Origin of the sequence: Neobacillus niacini, assembly GCF_030817595.1 — a bacterium.
Classification (GTDB): Bacteria; Bacillota; Bacilli; order Bacillales; family Cytobacillaceae; genus Neobacillus; species Neobacillus niacini_G.
Map to the genome: position 1 here is coordinate 6,453,688 of NZ_JAUSZN010000001.1, position 13,901 is coordinate 6,467,588.

The following is a 13,901-nucleotide window of genomic DNA, read 5'->3' on the forward strand; positions in this document are numbered from 1 at the left end:
GTTTGAAAGCAAATATCTGCGCTACCCCCAATACCGCATTTGTGTAGTAAACTATTTAAAAAGGAGGGATTCATAACTATGCTGCCAAATCGATTATCTCCCGGGGATGAAATTAGGGTGATTGCGCCATCTGCGAGTATGGCGGTTATCAAAGGGAAGCAAGTGGAACTTGCAACACAGCGTTTAAATCAGCTTGGTTTTACCGTCACGTTTGGAAAACATGTGGAAGACCACGATGAATTTTTCACGACTTCAATTGAACAAAGGATTGAAGATTTACACGATGCCTTTCGAGATCCAAATGTGAAAGGAATTTTGACTGCACTCGGAGGTTATCATGCAAACCAGTTATTAAAGTACATAGATTACGATTTAATCAAAAAAAATCCTAAAGTTTTTTGCGGCTACAGCGACATCACAGCATTAAATGCTGCAATCTATAAAAAAACAGGCTTAGTCACGTATTTGGGACCATTTTTTTCAACATTTGGTGTGAAATATGGAATAGATTATACGCTCCAATCTTTCCTAGAAGCTGTAACGAATGACGCACCCTATGAGGTGTATCCTTCACCTACCTGGAGTGATGATAAGTGGTATCTGGATCAGGAGGAACGCACCTTTATAGCACAGGAAAACTATTTGGTCATCCAAGAAGGTGATGCAGAAGGAAAACTGGTTGGTGGGAATTTAAGTACGCTGCACCTATTGCAAGGAACGGAATTCATGCCGTCACTAAAGGATTGTATTCTTTTTATCGAGGAGGATAATGAAGCACATATTCATTCTTTTGACCGCGTGCTTCAATCACTGCTTCAGCTCCCTGATGCAGCCAGTATATCAGGAATTCTCATTGGCAGGTTTCAGAAGGATTCAAACGTAACAGAAGCTGCAATTAAAAGGGTCATCGCAACAAAAAGTGAACTAAAAAATATACCTGTAATCGCAAATGTGAATTTTGGCCATGTTCAGCCTATTGCCACTATCCCAATGGGAGTGAACGCAGCGGTAAGTGGTTCAGGAACCACAACTACTATTACCATAAATGCATAAAAAGGGGGACCGAAATCCCCCTTTAACCAATCGTAACCTTTTCTTTTGGATAATGAATTTTCTCCTGGCTATTATCTTTACCTCTTAAAATCAGTAGGCACGTTACAATCCCCAATCTTCCGATAAACATCAAAAGGATAATGAGGATTTTCCCGAATGTAGTTAATAACGGGGTTAAACCCATTGATAATCCATTGGTTCCAAACGCAGAAGTTACTTCAAACACTACTTGGATCAAGGTTCCTTTTTCCGTAATTGATAGAATTAATATCGAGAGCAAACAAAGGGCTGCCGCAGTTGAAATCACAATAAATGATTTAATAACATCCTCCGTATGCAGTTCTCTTCTAAATACTTTAATTGAACCTTTTCCCCTCGCATAAAAGAAAATCGCTAGTAAAACAATTGCAAACGTGGTGGTCCGAATTCCACCGCTGGCGCTGCTGGGTGAGCCGCCAATGAACATTAAAACGGACATAAAGAGCTGATTGCTGACGGTAAATTCATTTATATCCATAGTAGCTAAACCTGCACTTTTGGTGGTCACTGAATTAAATAGTGAATAAAAAAACGTTTCATGCCAGGATTTATCAGCAAAAAAATGATAACTATCGAGCAAATAAATGATCAGACCTCCTACGATTGTTAGAATGACAAAAGTAGAAGTAGTTAATTTGGTAAACAGGGTAAAATGATATCTTTTTTTACTTTTTAAACTTAAGAAGAATTCATAAACCTCAACAATAACGGGGAATCCAATTGCTCCGATAATCATCAATAAAATAATAACTGTTTGTGCAAAGTAGTCATTATTAAAAGGTATTAATGAACTTCCTGTAATATCAAATCCTGCATTTGTAGTGGCACTAATCGAACCGAAAAATCCATGCTTAAAAGCAGATAAGGGACTTTCATAGTAGTTTAAGAATCGTAATCCTAAAATAATTCCTCCAATAAATTCAACCGAAATGATGGTAATAAAAACCCGTTTAGCCAGCTGTACTAAACCAGATAAGTTAGATTGATTTTGGTCCACCATAATCAGTTGCCTTTCCTTTAAACCCACTTTTTTACCAATCATAATCCATAGGAAGGTACTAAGTGACATCACACCTAATCCACCTATTTGGAGGATGATACATAAGAGAAAAATGCCAAAATGATTAAATGTATCTTTTAAGGAGATTACACTTAGACCTGTTACACTTACAGCACTAGCTGATGTAAATAAGGCATCAATATAACTAATGGATGCATTTTCCCGATGTGCCAACGGTATTTTCAGAAGTAACGTAGAAATGATTAACGCAGATAAGTAAAAAATAACAATTAATTGAATCGTTGATAATTCTTTCTTTTTAGAAAAAGGCTTTTTTGGTATATTCATTTAATCCATCCTTATGTAAATCTAAGTGTAATTTTATATGAACCACCCTAAAAAGTAAAAGATAGTTTTCTATTAGAAAAGTAACCGCTGACCGAGGTGTTTATCCCTTTTAAATCTAAATAAGATGAAAGTATTAAAAAACTCGCTCATACAATGAACTAAAAGGGGAAGTGGTGTCAGGTTGGAACGTACGTATCTCATAAAACCAGCACTCGATGATACCCTGCCGATAATTGATTACGGCAAAGGGGTTTATTTGTATGATCGGGAAGGAAAGAAATATCTTGATGGTGCCTCAGGTGCTGTCACCGCGAATATTGGCCACGGAGTATCCGAAATTATTGAAGCAATGCAGGAACAAGCAAAAAAAATATCGTTCGTTTATCGCTCTCAATTTACGAGTGAAGCAGCTGAAAAGCTGGCTGAAAAAATTGCAGCACTTACTCCAGGAGACTTAAATTGGTGCTTCTTTGTTAATAGCGGTTCTGAAGCGGTTGAAACGGCAATGAAAATGGCGATTCAATATTGGCAGGAAAAGGGTATACAAACCAAAACGAAGGTGTTATCAAGGTGGGTCAGCTACCATGGAATAACTTTAGGTGCACTTTCTTTGTCTGGACATACTGGAAGAAGAGCGCGATTTGTGCCGCTGCTCGAAGATTTTCCAGTAATAAATCCCCCTTACTGCTACCGCTGTCCCTACAGCCTTCGTGCACCATCCTGCGGTTTTCTATGTGCACAGGAGCTTGAACATGCTATTAAACGTATTGGTGCGCAACATATTGCCGCCTTTGTCGCAGAACCGGTAATCGGAGCTGCAGGCGGTGCCATTGATGCTCCGAAGGATTATTTTAAAGTAATCAAAAAAATCTGTGACGAAAACGACATCCTTTTCATTGCCGATGAGGTTATGACAGGTTTTGGACGAACGGGATCTATGCTTGCAATGGAACAATATGAGGTTATCCCAGATATTGTGGCATTAGGTAAAGGGATGGGGGCAGGCTACGCACCAATAGCTGCGGCACTCGCAAGTGAAAAGGTCATTGAACCCATTTTAGCGGGGACAAAAGTGGTGATGAGCGGACATACCTTAAGTGCAAATCCACAATCCTGTGCCGTTTCTCTCGCCGTACTGGAATATTTAGAAAAAAACAAGATTGTTAGTAGGGTAGAATCAAAGGGAGAATACCTAATGAATCTCCTGCTACAATTAAAAAAACAATATTCCTTTATCGGTGATATTAGGGGGAAAGGCTTATTGATTGGAATTGAATTTGTCGAGGATGCCGCCAATAAAACTCCTTTTCCTCGAAACGCACAAGTCACCCATACCATGATTACTCTTGCAAAAGAAAAAGGCCTGCTCGTTTATCCAGCAGGTGCTGGTATTGATGGGGTAAACGGTGACTCAATTATCGTTTCGCCGCCATTAACAATTTCGAAAAGTGAAATAGAAGAATTAGTTTCCCTGTTAGCAGAAACATTTGAAGGTTTTTCAAAGCAAATGAAGTCGGGCGGTGGTGTTTAGATGGAGAATCCATTTGGAAAAATTACAACCTTAGAAAAGGTTTTGGAACTCTTCTCTAACGGAATGACGTTAATGTTTGGGGGATTTGGCGGTGTCGGAACCCCGCCGACGCTCATTGATGGAATCCTCGAAAAAGGGATTCGGGACATCACATTAATTGGAAATGATACTGGATTTCCACATATCGGCATTGGAAAACTAGTGAGTCAGGAAAGGGCAGTAAAAGTGATTGCCTCTCATATTGGTTCCAATCCAATTGCCGGTAAACTCATGCACGAAGGAAGGCTTGAGGTGGAATTTTCACCGCAAGGGATATTAGCAGAAAGAATTCGTGCTGGGGGAGTTGGTCTCCCAGCGATTCTAAGTGATATTGGAATGGACAATGAACTCGTATCAAAAAATAAACCCCATTTTCTCCTCAACGGGAAGGACTACTTAATTGAAACAGCTTTAACCGCAGAAGTATCAATCGTTTATGCAAAAAAAGCAGACCCCTACGGAAATTTAATTTATGACAAAAGTGCTCGAAATACGAATCCACTTGTGGCAATGGCAGGAGATATTACCATTGCAGAGGTAGAGGAAATCGTTCCGCTCGGAAGCCTTGACCCTGATGAGATTATTACTCCTGGTGTGTTCGTTGACCATATTATTCCTTCGAAGGGAGTGAACTGGAAATGGGCTTGGGAGTAGATTTTCGCAATACGATTGCCAAAAGAGCAGCAGAAGAAATCCACAATGGAATGGTGGTAAACCTAGGTATTGGAATTCCCTCCTTAGTTCCCAACCATTTACCGAAGAACATGATGGTCATGTTCCATGCTGAAAATGGGATTACAGGAATGGGACCAAGCCCAGAAAAAGGGATGGAAGATGAGAATTTATGTAATGCCGGCGGCTTTCCAGTTACCTTGAATCCAGGTGGTTCTTACTGTGATAGCGCTGTGGCATTTGGGATGATACGACGAGGACGGGTGGATATTACGATTTTGGGTTCCCTTCAAGTCAGCTCACAGGGGGACTTGGCAAATTGGATTGTTCCAGGAAAGAAAGTCCCTGGAATGGGCGGTGCGATGGAACTGGCCCAAAAGGCAAGAAAGGTAATTGTATTAATGAATCATTGTGATAAGGCAGGAAATCCAAAAATCGTCACGTCTTGCACGTTACCGCTAACCTCTGCTGCATGTGTGGATATGATCATAACAGAATTGGCCGTATTCAAGGTGACTCCTGATGGATTATTGTTAACAGAATTGTTCGCGCCATACGATTTACTGATAGTCACCAGTAAGACTGAATGTGATTTTATGGTAAGTGATACGATCCGGAAAATAGCCTATTAATCTCACCCATTCTTCTGAGGAAGGAGTGAAAGTATTGAAAAATCATGAAGAATTAATCAAGCAATGGCTGAAGGACAATCGTGCTAGAGGAACCCGGTTTTTACAAATCCTAGTCCAAGAGAATAGTACAAGGGGAAATGAAAGCAGTGCACAGGCTGTCATCATTGAAAAATGCCGGCAGTTAGGGTTGAATCTTGATATTTGGGAAATTGACCGGGATGAGTTAAAGGAGCATGAGGCATTCTGCTGTGACCGTCAGAGCTTTGAAGGAAATCCGAATGTTGTTGCTGTATTAAAAGGAACGGGAGGCGGGAAATCAATCATCCTAAATGGTCATATCGATGTGGTACCAGTCGGCGATGAGAAGAACTGGGAACATGATCCATTTAGCGGACATATTGAGTGCGGTAAACTCTATGGCCGCGGAAGCACAGATATGAAGGGCGGGACCGCAGCGCTTATTATGGCAATCGAAGCAATTATTGCTACGGGAATCAAGCTTAAAGGGGATATTATTTTTCAAAGTGTGATAGAAGAAGAAAGCGGAGGTGCTGGTACGCTTGCTGCCGTCCTAAGGGGCTACCAGGCCGACGGGGCAATTATCCCGGAACCAACGGGTATGAAGATTTTTCCGAAACAGCAGGGTTCGATGTGGTTTAGGATTACTGTAAAAGGCAGGGCAGCACACGGTGGAACGAGATATGAAGGTATTAGCGCCATCGAAAAAGCCGTACTAGTGATACAAAAACTGCAGCAATTAGAGAAGAATCGTAATATTAAAATCACGGATCCGCTATTTAACAGCATTCCAATCCCAATCCCGATTAACATTGGAAAAATAAATAGCGGCGAGTGGCCGTCATCTGTTCCTGATCTGGCTGTTATTGAAGGAAGAATGGGCGTATCCCCTGAAGAAACAATTTCCGCCGCGCAAGAGGAAATGACAGCTGTATTGGATGAACTTAATCAACACGATAATTGGTTCCAAGAGAATCCACTTGGGATTGAGTGGTTTGGGGGAAGATGGCTTCCTGGGAACCTGGAAGTGGATCATCCATTAATGAAGACACTCTCTGAGAGTTTTATAGAAATTAAAGGAGAGAAGCCTGTCATTGAAGCTAGCCCATGGGGAACGGATGGCGGTATTCTCTCAAATGTTGGAAATACACCTGTGGTTGTTTTTGGGCCAGGAATAACTGCCACGGCTCATGACGCTAATGAACACATTCTTTTGGAGGATATGTTTGCTGCATGCAAGATTATAGCTCTAACACTATTAAAGTGGTGTGAAGTCAGTGAATAAAAGGAAATCCCTTCGAACTAGTAGAATTTAGTACAATAGTAAAAAATGAATCTTTCATGTGGAGGGATAAGGATGAAGAAAGACTTATGGATAGGCGGCGAATATCGAAGTACTTCTTCCTATATGGAGCTGAAAAATCCATTTAACTTGGAGAGTCTTGCACAGATAGGTATTGCCAGGCATGAGGATGTGCAGGCAGCAATAGCTGCCGCCGAACAAGCTCATGTAAGAATGGCAGAACTGCCTGCCTTTGAACGGGCAGAAATATTAGAAAAAGTAGTACAATTTCTTAAGGATGACCGTGAAGAATGTGCAAGAATCATCGCGTTGGAGGCGGCAAAACCACTAAAAGCAGCTAGAACGGAAGTAGACCGAACGATTATGACCTATACCTTCGCTGCCCATGAAGCGAGAAAAATTCATGGTGAAACCGTGCCAATGGACGCTGCTCCTGGTGGGCAGGGGAGGCTCGCTTTTACAGTCCGGGAACCCTTGGGTGTCATAGCAGCTATCACCCCGTTTAATTTCCCTATGAACCTAGTTGCCCATAAAGTAGGGCCGGCAATTGCAGCCGGAAATAGTGTGATTCTAAAACCTGCAAGTCAAACGCCATTATCTTCTTATAAGATAGCTGATTATTTTCACCGTGCAGGGCTGCCTGCTGGTGCACTTAATGTCATCACAGGAAGCGGCCGCAGTATTGGTGATATACTAATGAAAGATGACCGTATCAAAATGATTACCTTTACGGGAAGTCCTGAAGTGGGGCGCTATATCCGTGAAAATTCGGGATTAAAACGGGTAACACTAGAATTAGGGTCAAATTCCGCATTGATTGTCGATGAAGGAGTAGGTTTAGATCAAGTCATCCCTAGGATTGTCAATGGAGCCTTTGCCTATCAAGGTCAGGTTTGTATTTCCATTCAAAGGATATTTGTTCATGAAAACATTTTTGAGACTTTTGTGGAGCAGTTCGTAAGTGAAACGCAAAAGTTGAAGGCTGGAAATCCATTAGAGGAAGATACGGACATTTCAGCGATGATTACACGTTTTGATGTACAGAGGACACAAAGCTGGGTTGATGAAGCTGTCAAAAATGGCGCTGAATTGAGGCTGGGCGGCGGAGCGGAAGAAGGAATTTTCCAGCCAACTGTTCTTGTAAATGTTCCAACTACCGAAAAGGTAAGTTGTGAAGAAGTATTTGCTCCTGTGGTTCATATTAATACATTCACTGAATTTAATGAAGCGATCAATTTGGTGAATGATTCAAAATATGGGCTTCAAGCAGGAATTTTTACGAATGATATTCATAAAGCACTTCAAGCAGCAAAAAAACTTGAGGTAGGCGGTGTCATGATAAATGAAATCCCTACATTTCGAGTTGACCAAATGCCATATGGCGGGGTAAAAATGAGCGGAATGGGCCGAGAAGGCATTAAATATGCGGTTGAAGAAATGACTGAACTAAAGCTGATCAGCTTTAAAACAGAGTAGTAAAAATGTCTGGCTGATTTCCAGTCAGGCATTTTTTGTAAATGGATAATTGGCATTGGGGGATTCAGTGTTTGAATTCAAATATACACCAACCAAACACATAGGTTTACGAAGCTTGAACTAGAGGTTTATTCGTGGAGAATGGTCCTCATAAAGGGTTCATGAAGCCCGAAAAGTAAGAGAAAGAGAGAAAATGGTCCTCATGAAGGGATCATGAAGCCCAAAATGAAAGAGAGTGAGAGGAAATGGTCCTCATGAAGGGTTCATGAAGCCCAAAAAGTAAGAGAAAGAGAGAAAATGGTCCTCATGAAGGGTTCATGAAGCCAAAATGAAAGAGAGTGAGAAGAAATGGTCCTCATGAAGGGTGTGAAGCCCAGGGGAATATGTGCACATGAACTTTGTTTAAAACTAGAATACGAATGGAGTGTCGGGGATGAATCAAAGTGCTTCCACCATTCATATTGAGGAAGATAGATTATATTTAGAGGCTTATCTTGATCCTTTTAATAAAAGAATTCGTATTGATGATTACCGTGGCAACACTCAACTAGTGTTGGAAAAAGCGGAGGAGTTAGCACGCCAGCACAACCTGGAAAAGTTAATTATAAAAGCACGATTAGAAGATTTCCTACACCTATTTGAAAAAGGCTTACAGCCGGAAGCTGTAGTTGATCGTTATTTTCTCGGATCTGATGCCCATTTTTTTTCGAAGTTTTATACAGAGGAACGAAAGAAAAATGATCATTGGGTTACAGAGGACGGAATGATTCACAGCATTTATCAATTAGATAGCAACTTCGATAAACCCTATCCGCCAAAGGAGTATGAATTAAAGAAGGCAGATGAATCTTGTGCAAAAGAGCTTTCGGGGTTATACCGCGAAGTGTTTCAAATATACCCCACACCCTTACATGACCCAGATTATGTTAAAAAGACCATGAAGGAAGGGACCATTTATTACGTTTTCTTTCATCAGGGGAAAATTGTCAGTGCTGCTTCTGCTGAAGTAAATTCATTTTATAAAAATGCTGAATTAACGGATTGTGCGACCTTAAAGGAACACAGAAAATATGGGTTAATGAAAATTATTCTCCGGGAGCTAGAGGGTGAGCTTAAACAGCAGGGAATATACTGTGCGTATTCGATAGCAAGGAGTTTATCCTTTGGAATGAATGCGGTGTTATACCAGCTCGGATATAAGTATCGCGGCAGGTTAATGAATAACTGCTATATTTATGACAAGCTTGAGAATATGAATATGTGGGTAAAGAATCTGGCAAATGGCTAATTTTTCGGCTCTATGTGCTGAATTTTTGGCATCCTTAAAGCGAGGTGAAGCATTGGTGCAATTAACTGCGTTAACGCAGGAAGTTCTTTCAGCCATCCTGAAAACCATCGATGAAGGAATCCATGTGGTCGATACAGAAGGTAAAACCATTTTCTATAATGAGGTAGCAGCAAGGCTTGATGGAATGAATGTCAAGGAAGTTCAGGGTAAAGACCTGCTGGACGTTTTTCCTTCCTTAACTGAGAATTCAAGTACGTTACTCAGGGTAATTAAAACGGGCAAGTCTATCTATAATCAGACACAGGTTTATGTAAACATTCATGGAGCAAGAATTGATACCATAAATACCACACTTCCTATTTTTGTGGATAAGCAAATTATTGGTGCGGTTGAGATTGCAAAAGATTATACTCGGTTGAAGCAGCTATCAGAAAGTCTATTAGATTTACAAAAAAATGTGATTAAAAACAATAAGAAAAAAACAGCAAAAAACATCAAATATACCTTAGATGATTTAAAAACAGTTAATCCGATATTCCAGAGCCTCAAGGACGAAGCTAAAAAGCTGGCAAAATCAAACTCTCCCATTCTTGTATACGGAGAAAGCGGTACAGGAAAGGAATTATTTGTGCAAGGTGTTCATCACGAATCCCTTCGCGGGGACGGACCGTTCATTGCTCAAAACTGTGCAGCCATCCCAGAAACATTGCTTGAAAGCATTCTTTTTGGCACAGCAAAAGGCAGCTACACAGGAGCTGTTGAAAGAAAAGGGCTATTTGAGTTGGCAGATGGAGGAACATTGTTTCTCGATGAGCTTCATACCATGCCGATTGAGCTGCAGGCAAAGTTATTGCGTGTCTTAGAGGATGGGATGGTAAGAAGGGTTGGAAGCTCACAAAACATTTCCGTTGATGTACGTATCATTGCAGCGATGAATGTCCATCCAAATACAGCGCTTCAGAATCAAAAGCTACGCTCTGACCTGTATTACCGCTTAAATGTGTTTACTTTTTCTCTGCTCCCTCTTAGAGAACGGAAAGAGGATATCCAGTTGCTGACCCAATATTTTATTGCGTTTTTTAATAAGTCATTGCAGAAAAAGATAAATGGAGTCGAGCAAAAAGTAAAAGGTCTCTTTATGGATCATCCTTGGCCAGGGAATGTAAGGGAACTGAAGCATACGATTGAATACATGATGAATGTTTGCGATGACGAAATCCTGCAAGTGAAAGACCTCCCCATTATGATGAAACAGCTTGCAGCAGGTAATGAAAATAGTGACAACAATTTATCTCTGAGAAAAAATCTCGAAGAACTAGAAAAAAAACTGATCCACACTGCACTCGACCTATCAGCTGGGAATGTCAAACAAGCAGCCGAGCTGTTAGATATTCCAAGGCAAACCTTACAATATAAGATCAAAAAGCTACGAGAATGACTGCCGAAAAATCGGCTTTTTTTTTGTAATCATCAGTTAAAAAATCTAATATTCCGTTACCTTACCCGGACTAAGTGCATTGGCATATTTCTTGCATAATATCTAAGTAAAGCAGGGTAAGGAGGAATACACATGAAACACACATTATACAAGCCGGATAGGCATTGGAAAGATATAGAGCTTTGGAAAGATGTAAGCGAGGAGCAATGGAATGATTGGCTGTGGCAGCTGACAAATACGATCCGCACACTAGACGATTTAAAAAAGGTAATCAATTTAACCCCAGATGAAGAAGAAGGCGTTAGAATCTCAACAAAGACAATCCCACTAAATATAACACCTTATTATGCTTCACTAATGAATCCGGATGACCCACGCTGCCCAATACGGATGCAGTCTGTTCCAATATCTAAAGAAATCCATAAAACAAAATACGATCTTGAAGACCCATTGTATGAGGATGAAGATTCACCAGTTCCGGGATTAACACACCGGTATCCAGATCGTGTTTTATTTCTAGTTACCAATCAATGCTCGATGTATTGCCGTTATTGTACAAGGAGACGCTTCTCGGGACAAATCGGAATGGGGGTTCCAAAGAAACAGCTGGATGCGGCCATTAACTATATCCGTCAAACACCGCAAGTTCGAGATGTATTAATATCTGGCGGTGATGGGCTTCTTATTAATGATAATATCCTTGAATATATATTGAAAAACCTTCGTGAAATTGACCATGTAGAAATTATTCGAATTGGAACTCGAGCACCTGTAGTATTTCCTCAGAGGATTACGGAGGACCTTTGTAACATTTTTAAAAAATATCATCCAATTTGGTTGAATACTCATTTTAATACATCAATTGAAATAACAGAAGAGTCTAAAAAGGCTTGTGAAATGCTCGCGAACGCAGGTGTCCCAGTCGGGAACCAATCGGTCATCCTTGCCGGTATCAACGACAGTGTTCCGATTATGAAAAAGCTCATGCATGATCTCGTGAAAATTCGTGTACGACCATATTATATTTATCAATGCGATTTGTCCGAAGGAATTGGTCATTTCAGAGCACCTGTTTCTAAAGGTCTAGAAATTATCGAAGGATTGCGTGGTCATACTAGTGGCTATGCGGTACCAACTTTTGTCTTGGATGGTCCCGGAGGTGGCGGGAAAATTTCACTTCAGCCCAATTATTTAATTTCACAAAGTGCAGAAAAGGTTGTCCTCAGGAACTTTGAAGGAGTCATTACCTCCTATCCTGAACCAGAAAATTATAAGCCTGGAACAGCAGAGGCTTATTTTAAAGAGGTTTACCCAGATATGGAGGAAAAACGATCCAATATCGGGATAGCAGGAATTATGAATGACCAGCATTTTAATCTAGTTCCAGAGGGTCTAACAAGACTAAATCGTCGTAAAGAATACATTCAAAATCCTAACCATTCCACACTCAAGGACAAACGAAGTAAACGTGATGAATTGAAGGAAAAGAAATTCCAGGCATTGCAGAAAAAACCAGCCTCTGCTGAAAAAAATGAGTCTGATGGGAAGCAGCCTCAGGAGGAATAGAGGGATCAATATGGAATTATTATGTGAATGGTGTGGTCAGGCGGCCGAAAAAGGAGAGAATACCGTCTATTGGGAGCTGCCAGACGGCACTAGAGCGATTCAGATTACAGAAACACCGGCAGTTGCTTGCGAAGATTGTAAGATGGTATATCAAACTGATGAGATTATTAAGAAAATTGAGGATCAATTATTTTTAATTGATACAAAAAAAATAGGAAAATGTATCAGTTATGAGGAGTTAATGGCTCTTCCGAGACTTTTAAAGAGGAATTATTTTGACTTTTCATAATCAAAACCCCTATCTGCTGATAGGGGTTAATTTTTATCATTCTGTTTGGATGGATTTGGCAGCATTTTTTCTTGCTCTTAAAAATTTAACCAGGTTTAATACAATGGTCTTCATAACTGCGTAAAATGGAATAGCAAGTACCATTCCTAGCACGCCGGCTAAATTTCCGGCAGCCAGTAAAATGATAATAATCGTTGCTGGATGGGTGTCTAAGCTTTTTCCAAGAATAAGTGGTGATAATACATTTCCTTCAATCTGCTGCGCAATGAGAATAACAACAACTACTAATAATGCTTTCGTAGGTGAATCAAATAAAGCAACAATAACAGCTGGTGCTCCTCCAAGAATTGGACCGATATAAGGAATAATGTTGGTAAATGCTACGATTAAGGCCATGACGAGTGCAAATGGTAAATCAATGATGAGGTACCCGATAAATGCCAGTGTACCCACTGCCAAAGCTACAGTCACCTGTCCCTGAATATATGCAGAAAGAGTCTCCCCTGTCTCTTTCAGAATCGATAGTCCTTCCTCCCTGTACGCAGTCGGAAGAAATTTCGAGATAGCTGTAGGGAACTTGTGCCCATCTTTAAACATATAGAACAATAAAAAAGGAACCGTAACGAGAATAATCGCAATATTGGTAATCACACCAAGGATGTTCGTAATGCTGCCGGTAATCGTGTTTGGCAGGGTATTGGCGAATTCTATAAGCCTTTTCTGTATAGTCTCGAGAATATCCTTTTGCTCATCCATGATCCATTTAAATTCAGATGATTTCATAACACTGTCAATAAATTTCATGGTTTTGTCTGCATATACTGGAAGTTCGTTAGCAAGTGCGGTAAATTGTTTTGTAATAGCAGGAATTAGGTTTCCAATCGCAAGTACACAAAGGAGTATAAAGACAACATAGATGATAATGATGGCCAACAGCCTGGGAACTTTATGACGCTGTAGAAAATTAACAACTGGATTAAGTAAAAAGTAAAGAAAGCCCGTAATCAGAATGGGGAAAAAGATGGTTGAAAAAAAGATTCCGATTGGTTCAAATAAGAAGGATATCTTAGTTGAAACCCAAATGATGGTTAAAATTAACAAGACCTGAATTAACCAGTATTGAAATTTTTTCTTTGCCAATGTATGTACCTCTGTTTCTTTATATATTTGGTAAAATTATATCAAATCTTACTCTGTTATTGTATCTTT

The 13,901-nt window shown here is 40.2% G+C and carries 12 protein-coding genes; 10 read left to right on the top strand and 2 right to left on the bottom strand.

Going from position 1 to position 13,901, the window contains the following annotated elements:
- Positions 1–78: 78 nt before the first annotated feature.
- Entirely contained in the window at positions 79–1,053 is a 975-nt protein-coding gene (locus QFZ31_RS30905) for a S66 peptidase family protein (RefSeq protein WP_307310689.1), read from the top strand.
- Positions 1,054–1,075: 22 nt separating this feature from the next.
- Here QFZ31_RS30905 and QFZ31_RS30910 read toward each other — a convergent pair whose 3' ends face one another.
- The gene (locus QFZ31_RS30910; RefSeq protein WP_307310690.1) at positions 1,076–2,440 is read right to left on the bottom strand and encodes a TrkH family potassium uptake protein; all 1,365 of its coding nucleotides are present in this window, start codon (positions 2,438–2,440) and stop codon (positions 1,076–1,078) included.
- A 181-nt stretch (positions 2,441–2,621) separates the two neighbouring features.
- Between QFZ31_RS30910 and QFZ31_RS30915 the strand changes: the two genes are divergently transcribed.
- The 9 genes from QFZ31_RS30915 to QFZ31_RS30955 all read left to right on the top strand — a co-directional run bounded on the left by QFZ31_RS30915 (position 2,622) and on the right by QFZ31_RS30955 (position 12,692).
- Positions 2,622–3,971 carry an aspartate aminotransferase family protein gene (locus QFZ31_RS30915; protein WP_307310692.1) on the top strand — a complete coding sequence of 450 codons (1,350 nt, stop codon included), beginning with the start codon at positions 2,622–2,624 and terminating at the stop codon, positions 3,969–3,971.
- The gene (locus tag QFZ31_RS30920; protein ID WP_179596159.1) at positions 3,972–4,664 is read left to right on the top strand and encodes a CoA transferase subunit A; all 693 of its coding nucleotides are present in this window, start codon (positions 3,972–3,974) and stop codon (positions 4,662–4,664) included. It begins immediately after the preceding gene.
- Entirely contained in the window at positions 4,649–5,314 is a 666-nt protein-coding gene (locus QFZ31_RS30925; RefSeq protein WP_307310696.1) for a 3-oxoacid CoA-transferase subunit B, read from the top strand. Before QFZ31_RS30920 ends, QFZ31_RS30925 begins: the two co-directional genes overlap by 16 nt.
- Before the next feature lie 34 nt (positions 5,315–5,348).
- Positions 5,349–6,617: a peptidase gene (locus QFZ31_RS30930; protein WP_307310698.1), complete on the top strand. Its 1,269-nt coding sequence runs from the start codon at positions 5,349–5,351 to the stop codon at positions 6,615–6,617.
- Positions 6,618–6,689: 72 nt separating this feature from the next.
- Complete coding sequence (locus QFZ31_RS30935; RefSeq protein ID WP_307310700.1) at positions 6,690–8,111, top strand: aldehyde dehydrogenase family protein; 1,422 nt, start codon at positions 6,690–6,692, stop codon at positions 8,109–8,111.
- Between the two features lie 433 nt (positions 8,112–8,544).
- Positions 8,545–9,399: a putative beta-lysine N-acetyltransferase gene (gene ablB, locus QFZ31_RS30940; protein WP_307310702.1), complete on the top strand. Its 855-nt coding sequence runs from the start codon at positions 8,545–8,547 to the stop codon at positions 9,397–9,399.
- Positions 9,400–9,451: 52 nt separating this feature from the next.
- Positions 9,452–10,837, top strand: coding sequence for a sigma-54 interaction domain-containing protein (locus QFZ31_RS30945; RefSeq protein ID WP_307311871.1), 1,386 nt, complete (start codon positions 9,452–9,454; stop codon positions 10,835–10,837).
- A gap of 132 nt (positions 10,838–10,969) precedes the next feature.
- Complete coding sequence (gene ablA / locus QFZ31_RS30950; RefSeq protein WP_307310704.1) at positions 10,970–12,403, top strand: lysine 2,3-aminomutase; 1,434 nt, start codon at positions 10,970–10,972, stop codon at positions 12,401–12,403.
- 10 nt (positions 12,404–12,413) lie between these two features.
- Positions 12,414–12,692: a YokU family protein gene (locus tag QFZ31_RS30955; RefSeq protein WP_179596144.1), complete on the top strand. Its 279-nt coding sequence runs from the start codon at positions 12,414–12,416 to the stop codon at positions 12,690–12,692.
- A 36-nt stretch (positions 12,693–12,728) separates the two neighbouring features.
- Here QFZ31_RS30955 and QFZ31_RS30960 read toward each other — a convergent pair whose 3' ends face one another.
- Positions 12,729–13,832: an AI-2E family transporter gene (locus QFZ31_RS30960; RefSeq protein ID WP_307310709.1), complete on the bottom strand. Its 1,104-nt coding sequence runs from the start codon at positions 13,830–13,832 to the stop codon at positions 12,729–12,731.
- Positions 13,833–13,901 lie beyond the last annotated feature (69 nt).